The sequence below is a fragment of the Chitinophagaceae bacterium genome (genome assembly GCA_007695095.1).
Classification (GTDB): Bacteria; Bacteroidota; Bacteroidia; order Chitinophagales; family REEL01; genus REEL01.
Genome location: REEL01000145.1, coordinates 1 through 20,685 on the forward strand (window position 1 = coordinate 1; position 20,685 = coordinate 20,685).

13 protein-coding genes and 2 rRNA genes are annotated in these 20,685 nt (G+C 36.5%); 8 read left to right on the top strand and 7 right to left on the bottom strand.

Features of this window, described 5'->3' with window-relative positions:
- The 5 genes from EA412_11760 to EA412_11780 form a co-directional block, all read left to right on the top strand.
- Nucleotides 1-1,802: ribosomal RNA gene (locus tag EA412_11760) — 23S ribosomal RNA — on the top strand; the annotation flags it as partial.
- A gap of 44 nt (nucleotides 1,803-1,846) precedes the next feature.
- A 5S ribosomal RNA gene (rrf, locus tag EA412_11765) occupies nucleotides 1,847-1,958 on the top strand.
- 620 nt (nucleotides 1,959-2,578) lie between these two features.
- Nucleotides 2,579-3,790, top strand: coding sequence for a PQQ-dependent sugar dehydrogenase (locus EA412_11770; protein ID TVR77188.1), 1,212 nt, complete (start codon nucleotides 2,579-2,581; stop codon nucleotides 3,788-3,790).
- Nucleotides 3,791-4,259: 469 nt separating this feature from the next.
- A complete protein-coding gene (locus EA412_11775; GenBank protein ID TVR77189.1) occupies nucleotides 4,260-5,297 on the top strand; it encodes a PKD domain-containing protein in 1,038 nt (345 codons plus the stop codon).
- 16 nt (nucleotides 5,298-5,313) lie between these two features.
- Complete coding sequence (locus EA412_11780; protein TVR77190.1) at nucleotides 5,314-6,048, top strand: hypothetical protein; 735 nt, start codon at nucleotides 5,314-5,316, stop codon at nucleotides 6,046-6,048.
- A 134-nt stretch (nucleotides 6,049-6,182) separates the two neighbouring features.
- Here the strand turns inward: EA412_11780 and EA412_11785 are convergent, their stop codons facing one another.
- The 3 genes from EA412_11785 to EA412_11795 form a co-directional block, all read right to left on the bottom strand.
- Nucleotides 6,183-7,487, bottom strand: coding sequence for an asparagine synthetase B (locus EA412_11785; protein ID TVR77191.1), 1,305 nt, complete (start codon nucleotides 7,485-7,487; stop codon nucleotides 6,183-6,185).
- A gap of 159 nt (nucleotides 7,488-7,646) precedes the next feature.
- A complete protein-coding gene (locus EA412_11790; GenBank protein ID TVR77192.1) occupies nucleotides 7,647-11,060 on the bottom strand; it encodes a methylmalonyl-CoA mutase in 3,414 nt (1,137 codons plus the stop codon).
- Nucleotides 11,061-11,200: 140 nt separating this feature from the next.
- Nucleotides 11,201-11,665: a DNA starvation/stationary phase protection protein gene (locus EA412_11795; protein TVR77193.1), complete on the bottom strand. Its 465-nt coding sequence runs from the start codon at nucleotides 11,663-11,665 to the stop codon at nucleotides 11,201-11,203.
- A 119-nt stretch (nucleotides 11,666-11,784) separates the two neighbouring features.
- Here EA412_11795 and EA412_11800 point away from each other — a divergent pair, with 119 nt between their 5' ends.
- A complete protein-coding gene (locus EA412_11800; protein TVR77194.1) occupies nucleotides 11,785-12,645 on the top strand; it encodes a hypothetical protein in 861 nt (286 codons plus the stop codon).
- 13 nt (nucleotides 12,646-12,658) lie between these two features.
- Here the strand turns inward: EA412_11800 and EA412_11805 are convergent, their stop codons facing one another.
- The 3 genes from EA412_11805 to EA412_11815 are packed head-to-tail and all read right to left on the bottom strand — an operon-like array spanning nucleotide 12,659 to nucleotide 16,152.
- Complete coding sequence (locus EA412_11805; GenBank protein TVR77195.1) at nucleotides 12,659-13,030, bottom strand: hypothetical protein; 372 nt, start codon at nucleotides 13,028-13,030, stop codon at nucleotides 12,659-12,661.
- A gap of 11 nt (nucleotides 13,031-13,041) precedes the next feature.
- Entirely contained in the window at nucleotides 13,042-13,392 is a 351-nt protein-coding gene (locus EA412_11810; GenBank protein ID TVR77196.1) for a Na+/H+ antiporter subunit C, read from the bottom strand.
- 3 nt (nucleotides 13,393-13,395) lie between these two features.
- On the bottom strand, nucleotides 13,396-16,152 hold the full coding sequence (locus EA412_11815; protein ID TVR77197.1) for a putative monovalent cation/H+ antiporter subunit A: 2,757 nt from the start codon (nucleotides 16,150-16,152) through the stop codon (nucleotides 13,396-13,398).
- Between the two features lie 467 nt (nucleotides 16,153-16,619).
- Between EA412_11815 and EA412_11820 the strand changes: the two genes are divergently transcribed.
- Together EA412_11820 and EA412_11825 are read left to right on the top strand one after the other, a co-directional pair.
- The gene (locus EA412_11820) at nucleotides 16,620-18,032 is read left to right on the top strand and encodes a T9SS C-terminal target domain-containing protein (protein ID TVR77198.1); all 1,413 of its coding nucleotides are present in this window, start codon (nucleotides 16,620-16,622) and stop codon (nucleotides 18,030-18,032) included.
- 18 nt (nucleotides 18,033-18,050) lie between these two features.
- Entirely contained in the window at nucleotides 18,051-19,415 is a 1,365-nt protein-coding gene (locus EA412_11825; GenBank protein ID TVR77199.1) for a T9SS C-terminal target domain-containing protein, read from the top strand.
- 204 nt (nucleotides 19,416-19,619) lie between these two features.
- On the opposite strand, the gene EA412_11830 is transcribed toward EA412_11825, so the two are convergent.
- Nucleotides 19,620-20,588 carry a T9SS C-terminal target domain-containing protein gene (locus EA412_11830; GenBank protein TVR77200.1) on the bottom strand — a complete coding sequence of 323 codons (969 nt, stop codon included), beginning with the start codon at nucleotides 20,586-20,588 and terminating at the stop codon, nucleotides 19,620-19,622.
- Nucleotides 20,589-20,685: the final 97 nt, after the last annotated feature.

A 20,685-nucleotide genomic window follows, 5' to 3' on the forward strand; every position in this document is an offset into this window, starting at 1 on the left:
GCTTGGAAGCAGCCATTCATTTAAAGAGTGCGTAACAGCTCACTAGTCGAGTGGACAAGCGCGGAAAATAATCGGGCATAAAGCACATTACCGAAGCTATGTTTTTCATATTTAATTATATGGAGAGGTAGGGGAGCATTCCAATATCGGCGAAGTTTATCTGCGAGGATAGATGGAGAGATTGGAAAAGCAAATGTAGGCATAAGTAACGATAAGACGGGTGAGAAACCCGTCCACCGAAAGACTAAGGGTTCCTGATCAACGCTAATCGGATCAGGGTTAGTCGGATCCTAAGGATAACCCGCAAGGGGCATTCGATGGGTAACTGGTTAATATTCCAGTACTATCTATTACTGCGATGCAGTGACGAAGTAGTGAAAGGCCTGCGTACTGACGGAATAGTACGTTGAATAGAGTAGGTATATGTTATATAGTAAAGTACGTATAGCATGCTGAAACTAGACAGTACCGAGCGTCTTCGGACAATCGGATAATGGCTGTAATCAGACTTCCGAGAAAACCTGCTAAGCTTCAGGTAATAGATAACCGTACCGTAAACCGACACAGGTAGTCGAGGAGAGAATCCTAAGGTGCTCGAGTGAATCATGGCTAAGGAATTCGGCAAAATGGTCTCGTAACTTCGGGAGAAGAGACGCCTGATGTAAGAATCAGGCCGCAGTGAAGAGGCCCAGGCGACTGTTTAACAAAAACACAGGACTATGCGAAATTGAAAGATGAAGTATATGGTCTGACACCTGCCCGGTGCCGGAAGGTTAAGGAAGGGGGTTAGTGCGTAAGTGCGAAGCTCTTGACTGAAGCCCCGGTAAACGGCGGCCGTAACTATAACGGTCCTAAGGTAGCGAAATTCCTTGTCGGGTAAGTTCCGACCTGCACGAATGGTGTAACGATCTGGGCACTGTCTCAGCCATGAGCTCGGTGAAATTGTAATTCCGGTGAAGATGCCGGATACCCGCAACGGGACGGAAAGACCCCGTGCACCTTTACTGCAACTTAACATTGGTTTTGGGTAAGTAATGTGTAGGATAGGTGGGAGACTATGAAGTGGCTTCGCCAGGAGTCGTGGAGTCAACCTTGAAATACCACCCTTTGCTTGCCTGGAATCTAATTCCGGGAACGGAAGACAGTGTTTGGTGGGTAGTTTGACTGGGGTGGTCGCCTCCAAAAGAGTAACGGAGGCTTTCAAAGGTACCCTCAGCACGCTTGGTAACCGTGCGTTGAGTGCAATAGCACAAGGGTGCTTGACTGTGAGACTGACAAGTCGAACAGGGTCGAAAGACGGATATAGTGATCCGGTGGTTCCGTATGGAAGGGCCATCGCTCAAAGGATAAAAGGTACGCCGGGGATAACAGGCTGATCTCCCCCAAGAGCTCATATCGACGGGGAGGTTTGGCACCTCGATGTCGGCTCGTCACATCCTGGGGCTGGAGAAGGTCCCAAGGGTTGGGCTGTTCGCCCATTAAAGTGGCACGCGAGCTGGGTTCAGAACGTCGCAAGACAGTTCGGTCTCTATCTGTTGCGGGCGTTAGAAATTTGCGGGGATCTGATTCTAGTACGAGAGGACCGAATCGGACGAACCTCTAGTGTACCTGTTGTGGCGCCAGCTGCACCGCAGGGTAGCTATGTTCGGAAGGGATAAGCGCTGAAAGCATCTAAGCACGAAGCCCACCTCAAGATGAGATTTCTTTTAAGGGTCGTGAGAGATGATCACGTAGATAGGTTACAGGTGTAAAGGCAGTAATGTCAAAGCCGAGTAATACTAATTACCCGTAAGCTTTCCATAATTTAAATAGAATGTTATCTTTTCCTCAATATGTTAAAGTTATATATGGTGACTATAGCGTGAGGGCTCACCTCTTCCCATTCCGAACAGAGAAGTTAAGCCTCACAGCGCCGATGGTACTGCCCGAAAGGGTGGGAGAGTAGGTCGTCGCCAACCCTTTAAAGTAAAAGCCTGTAGCTCTAAGTTACAGGCTTTTTTTATGTATATACTTCTCTTCTTTTTATTTTGTCTATGACGTTGATACCCCAAAATTCCTATATTGATAATCTGTACTATACGGACAAAAATTCTTGATTTTGAGAGACCCATTGCAAAAAAACAGGAATGGTGACTTGAATAATAGAACATCTGAATGAAGAAATTAGAAATTAGAATGTTACTAAAATTAATCGGTTTCTTTTTTTCTTTCAATTTACTTCACTATTCGATAGTTTAATTGTTCGAATGTTCTATTATTTTAAAACCCTGATTCTGTAAATGTTGGTAGGTGCATACAGCAAATTAAAAACTACTTCATGAAACAAAAATTTAGAAGTGGGTGACCAATTACACAAAACAGGAGAGTAGGTCGTCGCCAACCCTTTATGTAAAAGCCTGTAGCTCTAAGTTACAGGCTTTTTTTATGTATATACTTCTCTTCTTTTCCTCAATGTCTTCACACTTAATCTGTGTGTAATCAGCTCTTCTAATACAATTTAATCCCACTGATGAACTTTATTAGTGAATATATGTTTAAATTGTAAATAAAAATTACATAAAACATAAAACCCTATAACATGAGAGTATTAAATTATTTTTTATCCATATCTGCATTAATATTCTTAACATCCACTGTATATGCGAATGTTAATATTGTAAATGAAGTTGTTAAAGCAAATATAGAAAGTGAACAGGAAAGTTTTAAAATAGTAAAAGTAGTCGAAGGTTTAGAACATCCATGGGCAGTAAACTGGCTGTCTGAAGACATGATGATTATAACTGAAAGACCCGGAAGTATGTATTTAGTAACCAATGATAATGTTCATAAACTTGGGAATTTACCTGTAATAGATACTGACGAAGACCAATTAACAGCTCCTCAGGGTGGTAATCAGGGAGGTTTATTAGATGTAGTCCCTCACCCGAATTATCAGGAAAATGGATGGATTTACTATACTTTGTCCAGTCCGGGTGATGCTGATGCAGTTGTCTCAGATGATGATTACGGTACCGGTACGGCTTTAGTAAGATCAAGAATTGATTTTGATAATTATGAATTAAAGGATACTGAATTTTTATATGTTCAAATGCCAAGAACAAATCCCGGGAGACATTATGGTTCAAGAATTGTTTTTCCGGGAGATGGAACAGTTATATTTTCAATTGGAGACAGAGGTCTGAGATCACCTTCTCAGGATTTAACAAATCCAATTGGTTCATTTATCAGACTTATGGATGATGGCAGCATTCCGGAGGATAATCCGTTTATTGGAATGCCACCCGGTAATATTAGACCTGAGATTTTCTCTTTTGGCCACCGTAATAATCAGGGAATTGCGATTTGTCCTGAAACAAATGAAATATGGTCAACAGAACATGGTCCTTATGGTGGAGATTTACTTCATAAAGTGTCTATGGGGAATAATTATGGCTGGCCATATGTTGCCTATGGCGTGGAATATTCCACTAAACAACCCATTGGGGTTTCTCAAAATAACCCGGGGGTTCAAAGTCCTTATTATATTTGGGAAGAATCTATGGCACCATCAGGCCTGACTTTTTATACCGGTGATGTGTTTGAAAATTGGAATGGAAATTTATTTGCGGGTTCTTTACTCAGAGAAGAAATCAAAAGGATTGTTATACAAAATGATGAAGTAGTTCATGTTGAAGTTTTGTTTTCCGAATTGGTAGGTAGAGTTAGAGATGTAAGACAAGGTCCGGATGGTTTTATATATTTTATTACCGATCAGTCTGACGGCGGAGTTTACCGGATTGAGAGTAATTAGTAAAAACTTAAGTTAAAAAAATTAAAAGTCTATGCCCGCTCAAAATCCAAAAGTCTATCAATTGAATAGTTGAAAATATCATTTTTTTGTTCAGTCAAGATTCGTTATGAGTTCTTTTAACAATAATTTATAACAGAATAGTGACGAATAGTTTAAAAATGCATACATCATTCCTATACTTGGATTTTTTTTAACAAATAAATGACTGAGGAAAATTTAATCTCCAAAGTAAAGTGTAAAAATTGCATAATCTGATATTTATCATACCTTTGATAGTCAAGCTATCAACTATTTTTTTGCAAATAATTATAGGTCATAAATAGTTCTTAAATTTGTATTTTATATTGAATCAGCTTTTAGCTATTCTAAAATGAATTATAGTATTGTATTGATTTGGCATGTATTTTGATAATGTCATCAATCTATACTTAAAAATATAAGTCACATTAAAAACGAAAAAAGTATTCTAATGAAATGTATTCAAAAAAGTGAGTGTAAAAAATCATTTAAGAGTTTTAGTGTTTTTGCCGTGTTATCTATTCTTGCAATTTTTTCATTAACTCAATGTACCAAGGATCCGGTAAGGGGCTGGACTTATTTTACAGAATCCCCTTCACCACCTGAAATTGTAAGTTTGACTTCAGTTATTAAGAATTGCTCACCACCTTATCCGGTTACCTTTTTTCAACAAACAGAAAATCTACTTGGTAATGTTAATTATCTATGGGATTTTGGTGACGGAACAACTTCTATTGAACAAAACCCGACTCATATCTACCAAACTCCAGGTGATTATACTATCACTTTGGTTATATCAAACGAGGTAGGTGCAGATACAGCTGTCCTTGAAGTACCGGAGCTTTCTCAAACATCTATACCCGTTGAAGCCGGATTTGCTTATACTCATTTTAATAACAATAATTTTGCGCCAAACAAAATAGAATTTTCTAACTTTTCTTCCGGAGCCAATATTTTTGCCTGGGATTTTGGTGATGGTAGTCAGGATAATGATGATGACCCGGTACATATATTTCAAAATTCCGGACAGTATACCGTTAAACTGAAAGGGACATGTACTGATGGCACATATGATGAAGTAACACAACAAATATTTATCAGCCCGGCACCACAAAGAATTTTCATAGATTCTATCAATTTAATGTTGCCTTCTCAATACAGAAACAGACTTATTTACATAGAGGTCTACCATAACACTACTTTTGTTGGAGCTACAAATGCCAGAACTCCAAGTAGTTATCCGGTAAAATTCAGAGCATCTCAACATTTTCCGGGAGGCTATTTCTTTGACTTTGTAAACTACGGCCAAAATGAAGTATTTAAGTTTGTGATTTTAAGAGAAAGAACGGATGAACCCCCTGAATTTCTTTATGAAATCACGCTTTCCCCCTATGCAATTCAAAATAATTTTTATCCGAAAGCATATTTTCAGATTGAACACGTACCTGTCTTAAAAGATGTTTTTATTGACTTATACATGAGTTATTAAATAGAAAATAGTAATTATGAAAAAGCAGTTTTTATTTATCATTTTGTTTCTATTTTTTGGAAAAGCTTTATTTTCCCAGGCTAACATTAATTATCTGGATAAACAACCGTACTTAATGATAAGTGCGGGGCCATTATTCCCGGGTGAAAGATTCAGCAGTTCATCAGAAAATGGATTATTTGCTAAAAATGGATTTTTGATTGGTGCAGATATAAATTATATTATTTCTCATGGAATTGGCATAGGCTTTAACTATGAGTATAATAACTTCGGTTTTAATCAGGATGCTTTTTTTGAGTATAGCGGTGCAAATTTTATGCAGCGGGAAAAGAATTATGCATCTTCTAAGTTTGGGTTAAATTTATTATTGAATTTACCGCTACAACTTGGTTCGGAAGATTGGGTAATTAATCTTTATGCTAAAGGGAAAGCCGGTTTGAGGACAATGAACATTCCGGAGATTGATCTGCAGTATAATGAAATCACTAATAAATATGTAGAAGTATCTTACAGACCCCGCTCCGGAACTTTTGGATATTTGGGCTATAGCGCCGGTCTGCAACTATTTTTTCTGCAGAAATACGGGGTAAATCTTTCTTATACTGAAGTGATGGGCTCTCGTCATAGTATCAATTATTCAGTAAGGAAGTTTGATGCTGCCGGCCAATTATATGAGCTTGATGATTTCATTAATGACAGATTGGATCATTACGGTTTTCAAATTGGATTTATCCTGTTGTTTACAAATTAAGTTTTCTTTATTCAAAGAAGAACTTATTCAGTCCTGATTAAAATATTAAGCTGAAAGTTTCATTCAGTAACTTTCGGAAAAGATTAAAGCTGATAATTGATAGTTTAGAAATAAAAACCAAACTTCAATATGATTTATTTCAAGCTAATGGTTTCAACGGGGCTTATCTGTTCATCAATTAATGTTTTTCGCTTTTCCTTTCTTGCAGCAGGAAACAATACATTGTTTAAAATCAAGCGGTAACCGGGTGAGGTTGGGTGTAAGCTTAAATCTGTAGGCGGGTCTCCAACAAAGTGACGATAATCTTCAGGGTCGTGACCACCGTAGAAAGTCCACATGCCGTAACCAAAAGTACCGTGTATATATTTTGCTTCATTTAAACCGGCATTTTCTCCTAAAATGGTAACATTCGGCTTAATGTGATCTTTTCGGAAAGCAGTAGTTTGCCCCATAAATCCTTTTATTACCCTTTTATGACTTTGGGTTAACATTGTTGGAACCGGGTCCCACTTGGCAGAAAATTCAAATAAAGTAAATACATCCATTTCTTGACGTACCTGAGGTCTTCTGAAGTTTGCATCAATAGTTGAATGTTGATACTCGTATGGATCCATTCGTAACTGAAAGTCTTTAAATGCAAGTGTATTCGAAAAATCAAGCTTTTCCTGAGCCTGTGGATCAGGAGGGTCACCATCAAACATATAGTCTACTATATCTACATTTTTTGCGGCAAGTGCAATGTCATAAGTATCGGTAGCGGAACACATAGCAAACATAAAACCACCACCGGAGACAAAGTCTCTTATTTTTAAAACAACACCTAATTTCATGTCAGAAACCTTACTGAAACCATTTCTCTGAGCCATACTTTCCAAATCAGCAACCTGATCTTTATACCATTGAGCATGTCTGTACGCACGATAAAATTTTCCGTATTGCCCTGTAAAATCCTCATGGTGTAAGTGTAGCCAATCATATTTCGGCAATTCATCTGAAAGAATCTCATCATTATAAATTACATCGTAAGGAATCTCAGCATAAGATAATGCTAATGTTACGGCATCGTCCCAGGGCTGTGCGGTTTTGGGTGAATAAACGGCAATTTTAGGCGGCGTTTCTAATTGAATAACATCCATATTAGCCTCAGGATGACTAATTTCCTGAACTATTCGGGTGTAAGCTGCTGAAGGCACTATTTCGTAATTAACTCCACGTAACCGACATTCTCTTTCAAATGCATCAACCCGGCGGAAAGCAAAACTTCCTCCGCGATAGTTTAACAGCCAGTCAACTTTAACATCTTTTTCTAAGACCCAGTATGCGATACCGTAAGCTTTAAGATGTTCCCGCTGACTATCATCCATCGGGATTAAAATATAGGAAGCATAAAGCCCCGAGATGCTAAATACGAAAAAGAGAGTGAAAAATATTTTTTTCATAATGCCATTTTTTGGATCCTGAAATTATGTATGAAATTACAATTTTGACTTTTACATTTTGAATACAGTACTTTTAACGTAAACTACCTTCTTAATATTTGACGAAAAAGTAGTTTAAGCTAAGCAGACACAACAGAGTTTCTTTACACAAAAGAAAGTTTACATATTCCTTCTGTATTGCCCTCCGATTTCAAAAAGCGCTTTTGTAATCTGACCAAGTGAAGCATACTTTGTAATATTCATGAGACTTGTAAAGAGATTTTTATTTTTTAGCGCATCTTCTTTAAGTTTGTTTATTACCTCATTTTGCTCTTCAGCGTATAACTTATGTAAAGTTTGCAGATTTTTAATTTGTTGTTCTTTTTCATCTTTAGTAGCTCTGATTACTTCACCGGGAAGTACTGTTGGAGAGCCTTTTGATGAAAGAAAAGTATTCACACCAATAATTGGAAATTCTCCGGTATGCTTTAAAGTTTCATAATACAGGCTTTCTTCCTGAATTTTTCCTCTTTGATACATGGTCTCCATAGCTCCTAATACTCCACCTCTTTCTGTAATTCTGTCAAATTCTAAAAGAACAGCTTTTTCAACTAAATCGGTTAATTCATCAATGATAAAAGATCCCTGAATCGGATTTTCATTTTTAGCCAGGCCTAATTCCTTGTTAATTATTAATTGAATTGCAAGAGCTCTTCTGACGGATTCCTCAGTTGGAGTAGTGATTGCTTCATCATAAGCGTTGGTATGCAGAGAGTTACAGTTGTCAAAAATAGCATAAAGCGCCTGTAAAGTAGTTCTGATATCATTAAAATCAATCTCTTGAGCATGAAGCGATCTGCCACTTGTCTGAATGTGATACTTAAGCATTTGAGAGCGGCTGTCAGCACCGTATTTTTCTTTTAAAGCTTTAGCCCATATTTTTCTGGCAACCCTGCCTATTACAGCATATTCCGGGTCAATACCATTTGAGAAAAAGAAAGAAAGATTCGGAGCAAATTTATTTATATCCATTCCTCTGGAAAGATAATACTCAACATAAGTAAATCCATTGGCAAGTGTAAAAGCCAGCTGAGTGATAGGATTTGCACCAGCCTCTGCAATGTGATATCCTGAAATAGAAACAGAATAAAAATTTCTTACATTATTTTCAATAAAGTAAGATTGCACATCACCCATTAGCTTTAGTGAAAATTCAGTTGAGAAAATACAGGTATTTTGTGCCTGATCTTCTTTTAAGATATCTGCCTGTACGGTTCCGCGAACAGCACTTAAGGTGTTAATCTTTATTTTTTCATACACATCTGCCGGAAGCACTTTGTCTCCGGTAATGCCTAAGAGCATTAGGCCAAGACCATCATTTGTGGGTGGTAAAGTACCTGTATATACCGGTTGTGAGATTCCCTTGTCAGCAAAATACTTTTTCATTTTTTGCTTTACTTCATCTTCCAGTCCATTTTGTTTTATGTAAATCTCGCATTGTTGATCTATGGCGGCATTCATAAAAAAGCCGGTTAATATTGAAGCCGGACCGTTAATGGTCATGGAAACTGAAGTTTTTGGGTCGGCCAGATTAAATCCGGAATATAATTTTTTTGCATCATCCAGACAACAGATAGATACCCCTGAGTTTCCAATTTTTCCGTAAATATCAGGTCTGTGATCCGGATCACGTCCATAAAGAGTTACTGAGTCAAATGCTGTAGAGAGCCTCTTGGCCGGCATGTCAGTACTGACATAATGAAACCTTCTGTTTGTTCTTTCAGGACTTCCTTCTCCGGCAAACATACGGGCAGGATCTTCTCCCTCACGTTTGAATGGGAATACCCCCGCAGTATATGGAAATTTTCCCGGAAAGTTTTCCTGCTTTGCCCATTTGATTCTGTCACCCCAGGATCTGTATTTAGGGGTTGCAATTTTAGGTATGTCAAGCTGAGATAAAGATTTATTATGCGTTTTAACATTAATATCTTTTCCTCTTACCTGATATACATAGGTGTCATTTTTATATCGTTCGTTTTCTTCATCCCAATTTTCCAAAATTTTTCTAACATCCGGGAGCAACTGTTCTTTTAAAGAACTTATCAAATTTTCTATTTCTTTAGTTTGAATTGAATCTTTAGTTCCGTGTTTTTCCAGTAAAGATTGTGTTTCTTCCAGGTGCTGCATTTTTTCAGCAATTTCAGCTTGTTCCCGGGCTTTTGAGTCATAACGATTAATCGTTTCAGCTATCTCAGATAAATAGCGAACTCTGGAAGGTGGAATTATATGAATTTTTTCAGATAACTCTCCTGTAAAAACCATACCTGTATTAAAGGCTTTACCTGTTTTTTGGGTAATACTTTTCATTAGGTTTAGATACAGGTTGTTCATGCCCGGGTCGTTGAATTGAGAAGCAATGGTGCCAAAAACAGGCAGATCGTCCTCATTGGCTTCCCAAAGTCCGTGATTTCTTTTAAATTGCTTTTTAACATCACGCAGAGCATCCATAGCTCCTCTTTTGTCAAATTTGTTTAATGCTACAACATCTGCAAAGTCAAGCATATCAATTTTTTCAAGTTGTGTAGCAGCACCATATTCCGGAGTCATTACATAAAGCGATAAGTCAGAATGGTCTATAATTTCGGTATCAGATTGCCCGATTCCGGAAGTTTCCAGAATAATAAGGTCAAAACCGGCAGATTTTACAATTTGTAAGGCATCTTTTATGTGCTTTGACAATGCCAGATTGCTTTGTCTTGTAGCCAAAGAACGCATGTAAACTCTTGGGTTGTCAATTGCATTCATGCGTATTCTATCGCCTAAAAGTGCTCCCCCGGTTTTTCTTTTGGAAGGGTCAACGGAAATGATAGCTACCGTTTTATCTTCAAAATCTAAAAGAAATCTTCTAACCAATTCATCAACCAAAGAAGATTTCCCTGCTCCACCGGTTCCGGTTATTCCCAGAATTGGGGTGTCAAATTTGCTATTAGCGATTTCAATTTTTTCTTTTAAGCCGGAATAGCTTTCAGGGTTATTTTCTGCAATGGAAATAAGCTTGGCAATCAATAGTTTGTTATCTGTATTCAAAGCTGAAATGTCACTGATTTTATCTTTTCCGGTTGGAAAGTCCGATTGTTTAAGAAGGTCATTTATCATTCCCTGTAAGCCGAGGGTTCTTCCATCATCAGGTGAATAAATACGAGTAATTCCATAATCCTGCAGTTCTTTGACTTCTTCCGGTAGAATTGTTCCGCCACCACCACCGAATAGTTTTACATGTCCTGCGTTTTTTTCTTTCAGCAAATCATGCATGTATTTAAAAAACTCGGTATGTCCTCCCTGATAACTGGTTATCGCGATTGCCTGTGCATCTTCTTGTATAGCGCAATTTACAATCTCAGCGGCAGAGCGGTCATGCCCGAGGTGAATTACTTCAGCCCCTGATGATTGTATAATTCTACGCATAATATTTATGGCGGCATCATGCCCGTCAAACAAAGAGGCAGCTGTTACTATTCTTAATTTATTTACAGGTTTATACACTCCCTCCGTTTTGGGAGTATCTGCTTTTTTATTGATTGTTTGTGTACTCATGAATTTAAATCTTATAATGAATTCAAAACAATGAAACTTCTTGTTTATACACGTTTTGAAAATTAGTCAAAGTTACGAAAAAAAAAGTCCCGATATTTTTCAAAATCGGGACTTTCTTTTCAATTATAACACCAAAGGATTTACTTTAGGAATGCATTCAGCATCCATATATCCTTTTCTTTTCCACTGATATAGGGAGCAATTAAATCTTGTGTACCTTCATCTCCTGCTTTATCAGCTTCTTCAATCACCTCTCTTTCAATTTCCAGTAAAGTATTCATATTGTCTACAACAATTTTAACCATTTCCTTGTCAACTATTATTTTGCCGGCTTCTTTAATTTTAGAAATTTTCAGATAGTCCGATACATTGCTGGTAGGACGAAATCCGAGTGTTAAAATTCTCTCGGCAATTTCATCAATATGGGTTAAAGTTTCAGTATAATAATCTTCAAATTTTTCATGTAATTCAAAGAAGTTTTCACCCGTAATGTTCCAGTGGAAATTTCTTAGATTTTGGTAGTAAATGTGATAATTAGCTAATAAAACATTCATTTTATCAGCTACTTTTTCCGCTTTCTTTTTTTCTAATCCAATTTTACTCATAGATTTTCATTTTGATTAAGTAATACAACTTATTTAACAGATTAAGCTTAAATTAGTTCAGTTAAATAAAAGTTATATTTTAATAATATTACATCATAATAAACTAAATTTGCGTTTGAGTGAACAAGCTTTTAAATTACAGTATAAACAGAGCAGCTATGTATAAATATTGGAAAATTTTCTTTGTAAACATTTTACTGGTTGGGATAGGACTATCCATGGTATCTTGTGAGAAGTATCGAATGAATCGGGATAAATCAATTGCATCTGACAATGTATTGGCAGAAACGAGCATGCTTGATTTATTTTATGTTGCCGATCGCTTTATTAGAATGGAGCTGGACACGGTAGTGCCTCCTTCAAGCGGTGTTTGCCCGGTTCGTACAGTAGAGATGACTTCCGGTGGCTATCCGATTATCATTACGGTTGATTATGCCGGCGGTTGTGAAGACCAGTTTGGCGTGAACAGAAGCGGTCAATTGAGAATTGTACTTACCGGTCCTTATAAAGAAGCTCCGACGAGTGTGACTGTAAGTACTATTGATTATAGTGTTAATAACTTTGATGTTGATGGTGAGATAGTTATCGGGCAAAGGGTAATCTCAGCAGGCCAAAATCAACGTTTTCAGGTAAATATTCCGGAATTGAATATAAATCTGAATAATGGAAGTGTAATAAACTGGAATGGAAATTATACTTTTGAATGGGTTAGAGGCGACGAAACACCCGGTTTTATATTTGATGATGAATACAAAATTACCGGAAGTTCTTCAGGCACTAACAGAGATGATTATGAATACACAGCCAAAATAGAAGAGCCTTTATATTACACTATGGGCTGCCGCTGGGTTCATACCGGCAAAACTGAAATCAGACCAACTGACTTCAAGAAAAGAACCATAGATTTTGGAGAGGGAAATTGTGATAATAAGGCAGAGTTAAAAATCGGGAATCGAAACTATACTTTATCATTAAGGTAGTTTTAAAAACCACTTATTTATCAAACTTCTTTGTTTCAAAGATGAAGCTTTCCCGGTAATCAGTACTGAAAATATTTACACGAAAGCGATTAAATTTTCTTCGGTTAATGGTAGTTAGATAAATCTGCTTAGCAATAGGTTCCAATTTATCTTTATCATCATAGTATTGGATTTGGTTTGGATTTTCTGAAAAGTCTATGTCAAGAATAATAAACTCAAGATCTTCCTGACCTATACGACCTTCAAAGCCGCTTTTGATTTCAATTTCTGCTTGCGTTTCTTCTTTAAGTAACTGTAAATAGTTTTCACCTTCTTCATTTAAAACAACAGAAGTGCAAGAAGTGCTCAAAAAAACAATCACAAGAATTAAGTGAATATTTTTCATGTGTAATTTTATTAGTGGGTATCAGTAGATCGAAGTTCATTTAAATCATCCGTTCCAACGACCAGATATACCCTTTTGATTAATACAATGGCAAATGCCTGAATTCCAAAACCAATAACGATAGCCGTTAAAATCAGTGCCTGAGGCAAAGGGTCTGCATAGCCTTCGGGAGGCACATTTTCTCCTATTTCAATAAGCGGCGGAATGCCTCTGGACAATCTGCTGATTGAAAATATAAATAAGTTAGAAGCATGACCCAGCAGTATCAAGCCGATAATCAACCGCACTAAACTGCGTCTGAGCAACATATACACCGAGGCTGCATACAAACTTCCAACTACTATGGCTAAAACTAACTCCATATTTTATTCATCTGCGATTGAAAATATTATTTTTAAAATGATGCCAATTACTACAAAATAAACACCTATATCGAATATTAAAACTGTTGAAGGCATGCCTATGATAGGAAGATAAAAGTCAGCAAAAATTGCTTTAAAAAAGACTCCTTCCGTAAACAGGCTGACACTTCCCCCGGCAAGAGCCAAAACAAGTCCGAGAATTATAAGATTTAAACTATCTAAGGGGACTATTTTTTTTGTTTTTTCAACACCTAAGGAAAAGTTTAATAGAATAAATGCTGAAGCCGCAACAAGACCACCGATAAAACCACCTCCCGGTTCATTATGTCCTCTGAACAGTAATAAAAAGGATGAAATTATCAGTATGGGAAAAAGAATTTTTCCGGAGTCTTTGAGAATAATGGTATTTAAACCTTCCCCCTGAGCATTTTTATTTTTTAATGTTATGCGATCTAAAATTCTTTGATTTTCTTTACTGAGTCTGAGTTTAATTAAAGCAAATACACCTATAGCAGCTATTGTTAACACTACAATTTCGCCAAAAGTGTCTATAGCTCTGAAATCTACTAAAATAACATTGACAACATTTCTACCCTTCCCTAACAGATAGCTGTTTTCTGCAAAAAACTCTTTTAATTGAAAATTGCCCGGATATTCAGTAACAATAATAATTATTGCAGCCATTGTTAATCCGAAAACAACTGATAGAGAAGCATCAAAAAGACGCCTCCTTCTATTAGAAAGGGGTATGAAGGGAGGCAATTTATAAACGATGTAAACAAAAACTACTACGGTAAGGGTTTCTACCAAAAACTGAGTCATCGGAAGATCTGTCCCACCATATATTGCATAAAAAACAGCTATTCCATACCCGACTATTCCCAGGGATAAAAGGGCAGCCAAGCGAATATTGGTAGTTACTGTAAACCATATAGAAACTACGATTAGAATTCCCAGCAGAATATCATAAATGGTAATATCCAGGAATGCTATGTTATAATAAAACAATCCGTTTTTGAAGATTATCCATAAACACAGAATTGTAACAGTTAATATAATTGTAGAAATGTAATTTCTCAGATAACCATTTTGCAGGTATCGGGTAAGTTTATCCGACAAATCTAATGTGCCATTTAGTCCTCCAAAATAAAGCTTTTCAGGCCCGATTAAGCTTAGTTTTTTTAACGGGCTTGTGATTTTTAGCAGTGCCGGGGTTAAAAAATGCAATGCTAAACCTGCGATAACAGTAATTATACTTAAGATAAGCACAATGTTGAAACCGTGCCAGAAACTTATTTTTATTTCAATAGGTTCGATAGAAATTGCTGAAGCAGCCGCTGAAAGTAAAAAGTCTCCTTGCATAATTGGTAAAAAGCCAATTAACAAACCGGTAAGACCTAATAAGGCCGGACCCAGATACATAGGCCAGGCAACTTCACGGGCTTCAAAGGGTGTTTGTTTCAGTGGAGTAAAGAATATCTTGTAGCTCAATAAAAAAGCAAGAGAAACGAAAATCATTCCTGAAGCAATAACAGCAGCAGTTACTCCATACATAAATACACTTGAGTCAAGGGCTGCTTCATAAAGCATTTCTTTACTTATAAAACCGAATAATGGAGGAAGTCCGGCCATAGAAAAAGCAGCAAAGATGGCTGCCAATCCGGTTAGCGGCATTTTTTTAAACAAGCCTCCCAGGCGATTCGTTTCTCTGGTACCGGTTTTATGGTCAATATTGCCTGCAATCATGAAGAAAGCACCTTTGTACATAGCGTGTGCCAGCAAAAATATCATGGCTGCTTTAAAGGCAATAGTTGTTCCTATTCCTAAAAGTAAAACTAAAATTCCGAGGGCACTTATAGTGGTATATGCTAAAATCTTTTTCAAGTCAGTATGCTGAATAGCCATTACAGCACCGATAATCATGGTTATTCCACCGAAAAAGGTTAGTATATACGTCCATTCGATTGTTCCACCAAAAGTTGGAGTCATTCTTGCGAGTAGGTATATACCGGCTTTTACCATCGTAGCTGAATGAAGATAAGCACTAACCGGTGTAGGGGCTGCCATAGCGTTGGGTAGCCAAAAGTGAAATGGCATTTGTGCTGATTTGGTAAAGCAACCCACCAAAATCAAAAGCATAGCCGGTAGATATAAGCTGTGATTATGAATCAGTTCATTATTTTCCGGCCAAAGCGTCATATCATAGGTTCCGGCAATAAAACCGGTAAGCACTAAGCCGGCCAATAATGCCAGACCACCTCCTGCAGTTACTAAAAGAGCTTGTAGCGCTGACTTTCTGGACTCTTCATCTTCGTGTTTAAAACCAATAAGTAAAAAAGAGCTCAGGCTTGTCATTTCCCAAAAGACAAAAATGCCCATCAAATTATTAGAAAAGACCAGCCCTAACATTGCGCCCATGAATAGCATCAGATACATGAAAAAACGACCTATGAGAGCATATTTTTTTAAATAGGAACCCCCGTATAATACGATTAATGTTCCAATTCCGCTTATTAGTAGTCCAAACAAGAGGCTTAGTCCATCCATGCTAAAGCTGAAATGTATTCCCAGACCATCTAACCACTGATATTTTTCCTGTATATTTCCGCCATCTGCGACAGCAGTACTATTAATCAGCAGATAGGTAAAAAACCCAAGGGGTACTAAAGCCAGTACATAAGAGGCTTTGTATTTGAGCCACTTAAATAAGATAGGGCTTAAAAAGGCCGAAATGAAAATTATTAAAATCCCTGCACCCATTAGCTTGTTTAGATAAATTTAGTGCAAATTTAAAATATTAGCGTTTATAAGACTACTTTTTTCATGAAACCATTTAGACAGTTTTGTGTTCTTGAAAAATTTAGGTTTAAAAGAGGGGAAAATATTGTATTTTTTATCATAAAAACATCTTTCTTGGCCATTTTTTTAGAAAAGAACACCCTTTCTTCTTTCTGTCATACTGACGTCAGGAAGCATCTCCGTATTAATGGGGAGATCTCTCCCAACATTTTCCATTTGCAATTTTCCATCATAATCTTTCCATTTTTATTTGGTCTTGATTTTCTTAAATACTAAAATCAATCCGGCATGGATTAAAGCAATATTAAGTTTTAAAAATAATAGTTATTGTTAATTTATTTTATGAAAATATTAATATATTTACATGTATATTTTAAAGTAAAATTTAAATGACATCAACTTTTGATTAAGATACTAACCCCATTTCTATGAAAAAAATTAAGTTAATTATTTGTTTTTTGATGTTGAGTAATTGTGTATTTGCTCAAAATTGGGAACCGGAAGTTATACCATTAAAAGCACAACAAATACGAGCAATGTTGACAGATACTATTAATGATAAGTTGTATGTAGCAGGTATGATCACTTATTTTGAGCAGGGGGGCAGTATAAACGATGGAGTAATTGGTGTATATGATGGAAATTCTTGGTCTTATATAGATACTATAAATGATGTGATAACCAGCATGGTAATGTTTAATGACGAATTATATATAGCAGGCTTTTTTTCTTTAATTAATAATGAGAGTTTTTATACAATAGCCAAATGGGATGGTAGTCAGTGGCACGAAATTGATGTAGATAGTCGGATAATTCGTCTTCGGGTAATTGGTGACTATTTGTATGCGATGGGGAATTTTTCAGAAATAGGAGGTATAGAAGCAAATAAGGTTGCAAGGTTTGATGGAAACCAGTGGCAGAGCCTTGATTTTCCTGAATTAAATCCAGGCCCTTATTTGATAGACATTGCGCGATACAATGATGAGTATTATGCTGGAGGTAATTATACTTTTGCTCCATTCGAAGATAAAGTTGGAAACTTGACGGTTTACCGGGATGGTGGATGGCAAAAAGTAGGTGAGCATGATCGTTTATGGGGTGGGTTTACAAATGTGGCAATTATGGAAGTGTATAAAGATAATTTATATGTAGGTGGGCCTATAAACAAAGGTGAAGGTAATGTAGCGCAAGGTATTCAGATGTGGGATGGTGAACGCTGGTTTAGCATAGGCGATTTACAACTACAACCCGGGCTACTCAGCAATACTCGTGTTACGGATATGTTTGTGCATGATGACAGGCTGTTTGTATTGGGTAACTTTCATTTTGTTGATAGTCTGCCGGCAAAGAATATTGCTACTTGGGATGGAGAGCGATGGTGCAGTTTTCCGGGTACGATATGGTTTAGTTCACTGCTTGGTCCTGTCATGAGCATGTATAGAGATACATTGTATGTGGCATCTAGTGATACCTTTAATGGCGTATACACCAATAAGTTAGTTCGTTGGGTGGGTGGTGATTATGTAGGAGATTGTACAGATATAATAACTCCTACTCCAATGGAGACAAGTAGTAATGAAGAGATAAGTCAAAAACAAACCGGAATTCAGATTTTCCCCAATCCCACTCAATCACACATAAGTATTTCTTTACCGGAAAGTTTGCCCGAAGTAGGGATAAGTATTTATGATGCCACAGGAAGAGAAGTTTATCGACGTGAAAATTTCACTTATGATAGTAAAATTCAGCTTGATGTTTCGGGTTTTATACCGGGTGTATATTTTGTAAATTTGAATAGTAGTGAAAAACGCTATTATACAAGCTTTGTAGTCAAGGAATGATTTTTTAAATAACACTATATGTATAAAATATTACTTGCTTTATTATTCCCACTCACAATATCAGCTCAATCCAATTGGGAAGGAATAGGAAACTCATTCTTTGGTGGAGTAGGTGGTTTTGCTCAAGTTTATGAAGATACTGTTGAAAATGTTTTATATGTACCTTTTCACGGATTTTTTCCTCAGGAAGGATACTATATTGGAGTTTGGGATGGTGATGATTGGGATTATATTGGCCCAATGAACGGAGAACCTTATGCTGTAATACGATACAATGACGATATATTAGTAGGAGGGAATTTTTCAGTAATAGAAAATGATACTGTCAGTTATTTGGCAAAATGGAATGGACAAAATTGGGAAAGTTTTGGATTTGATACTGACGGTCCAGTTTGGAAATTTAAAATATATGAAGACAATCTATTTGTTGTTGGAGGTTTTTATACTTTAGGAGGTCAAACTTGTAACCAAATAGCAATGTGGGATGGTTCAAATTGGTCAAATGAGTATTCGTTTATTGATTCTCAAGGCGTAGTATTTGAAGTTGGTATGTTCAAAAATGAACTATATGCAGGGGGCACTATATCGGTACCTGAAAAAGGCATTAGGGGAGTAGCTGTTTATAGAAATGGAGAATGGATTAGTCCGGGGAATGGTTTTGCGGGCTCATTGGTTTATGTAGATAACTTAATCGAGTATAAAGGGAGACTGTATGCTACCGGACAATTTTCGGAGGCAAATGGAAATGTTGGAAATTCATTTCAAGTTTGGGACGGTTCAATATGGCAAAAAGTTGGTAGTGGCATAACAGGTGTGGTTAATGCAAGAGTGTTTTCTGTTCAAAAGCTAAATGATAAATTATACATTGGTGGTAATTTCATATTTGCAGGGAATATACCGGCCTTTGGGCTTGTAAGTTGGGATGGAGAAAAATTTTGTAAAGTAAAAGGCGACTTTGTTAATCCTGTTGTTTTGCGGGTTGGAACTTATTCAGAAAATTTGGTCATTTTTACTAATAGTCCTATTATTGACAATGATACTGTGGATCATATAGCAATATGGAAGGGCGGAGATTATATAGATACTTGTGGTCAGAAAATTCATTTAATTCCTGTATTTACAGAGACAATTGATAATTTTAATAGTGTAAATATTTTCCCCAATCCCACTCAATCCCACATAAGCATTTCTTTACCGGAAAATTTGCCTGAGATTGGGATAAGTATTTATGATGCCACAGGAAGAGAAGTTTATCGACGTGAAAGTTTTACTAATGATAGTAAAATTCAGCTTGATGTTTCGGGTTTTATTCCGGGCTTGTATTTTGTAAAACTGAAAAGCAAGGAAAAAAGATATCAGGGCAGGTTTGTAGTTTTAGAGTAGGGCAATGGACTATCAATAATTTCACTCACGAGATGCGAAAGCGTTCTCTAAATTAACAGGGAGTATTTTCGCTACTGCTCAAAGTGACAACTGGGTTTTAGAGCTCCCAATACTTTTGCCATTTTCAATTTTCCATCATAAACTTTAATTTTCAATCTATTAGCTCTTTATAAGTTGTGTAAAACACATTTTTTAAATTATAGTCTAATGCTGTAAAACTACTAACCTTTCTCTTGTAAGTACCTGACCATTCTGCAAGACAGTTACAAGAAAGACACCACTTGTTAAACCGTCCAATGTTATTATGCTTTTCTCTTGGCTAACCTTTTGAGAAAATACTTTCCTGCTTTGTACGTCATAGATTTCCACAGTAACATTCTGCAATTCTTCGGGGATGTTGATTGTTATATAATCCGAAGCCGGGTTAGGGTAGAATTTTAATTTAAATTGAGGCATCAAAATATCCTCAGAAGAAGAAATTGCACAACTATCAATTCCGGGTGCTTCATAGAAAAAGTCCGGGCTTTCATAGCACCTTATTCCTCCGACGCAACCAACTATAAATGTATAATACTGTACACCAAAGAATATTTGTAAACTGCCAATATTTTCTACTACAGGAATACGAAATGGATTCATATTGTTTGATTCAACTACATAACTAAATGGGTAAATTTGACCGTCTATAAAAACCGGTTTTGTAAATTGCTCTATAAGTCTATCGCCATTAACTACACGAAAACTAAGGCTATCTACAACTATTTCAAATCTTAAATTATCAGTAATACCACCTTCATCATAATAAACAGGAAAATCTTCTCTTATTAGCAGCGTATCTCCAACCTGAAGGTTAAAATCATACAGTACATAAAATGAATCTAAATCATCGGCATAGTGATATATACGATTATCTTCTTTATATAGAAAATGATACCCTTCCCAATTATTATCTCCGTGAAAATTTTGAATTTCTAGAATTCGTGACTCTTGACCGTTGATAACGGTATCTCCAATCGAAGTCATTGTAGAGTAGGTATAACAATCTGCAGGAGTAGGCTCTACCCAAAACGGACCATAATGCCATGTAGTTCCATGAGGAGCCCAATCCTGATCCATAGCATTTAAGCTGAAAATAGTAAGCATACAAATTAATAGAAACTGCAATTTTACCATAATTTAAATTTTAATGAATTAATATTTTTTCTGTTTGATATTGGTAATTTTCACCCTCAACTTGCAATAGGTAATTTCCTGCTTGCAGATTACTTAT

Coding starts and splice junctions, on each gene's coding strand:
- EA412_11770 (TVR77188.1), top strand. CDS start 2,579: ATGAGAGTATTAAATTATTTTTTATCCATATCTGCATTAATATTCTTA.
- EA412_11775 (TVR77189.1), top strand. CDS start 4,260: ATGAAATGTATTCAAAAAAGTGAGTGTAAAAAATCATTTAAGAGTTTT.
- EA412_11780 (TVR77190.1), top strand. CDS start 5,314: ATGAAAAAGCAGTTTTTATTTATCATTTTGTTTCTATTTTTTGGAAAA.
- EA412_11785 (TVR77191.1), bottom strand. CDS start 7,487: ATGAAAAAAATATTTTTCACTCTCTTTTTCGTATTTAGCATCTCGGGG.
- EA412_11790 (TVR77192.1), bottom strand. CDS start 11,060: ATGAGTACACAAACAATCAATAAAAAAGCAGATACTCCCAAAACGGAG.
- EA412_11795 (TVR77193.1), bottom strand. CDS start 11,665: ATGAGTAAAATTGGATTAGAAAAAAAGAAAGCGGAAAAAGTAGCTGAT.
- EA412_11805 (TVR77195.1), bottom strand. CDS start 13,030: ATGAAAAATATTCACTTAATTCTTGTGATTGTTTTTTTGAGCACTTCT.
- EA412_11810 (TVR77196.1), bottom strand. CDS start 13,392: ATGGAGTTAGTTTTAGCCATAGTAGTTGGAAGTTTGTATGCAGCCTCG.
- EA412_11815 (TVR77197.1), bottom strand. CDS start 16,152: ATGGGTGCAGGGATTTTAATAATTTTCATTTCGGCCTTTTTAAGCCCT.
- EA412_11820 (TVR77198.1), top strand. CDS start 16,620: ATGAAAAAAATTAAGTTAATTATTTGTTTTTTGATGTTGAGTAATTGT.
- EA412_11825 (TVR77199.1), top strand. CDS start 18,051: ATGTATAAAATATTACTTGCTTTATTATTCCCACTCACAATATCAGCT.
- EA412_11830 (TVR77200.1), bottom strand. CDS start 20,588: ATGGTAAAATTGCAGTTTCTATTAATTTGTATGCTTACTATTTTCAGC.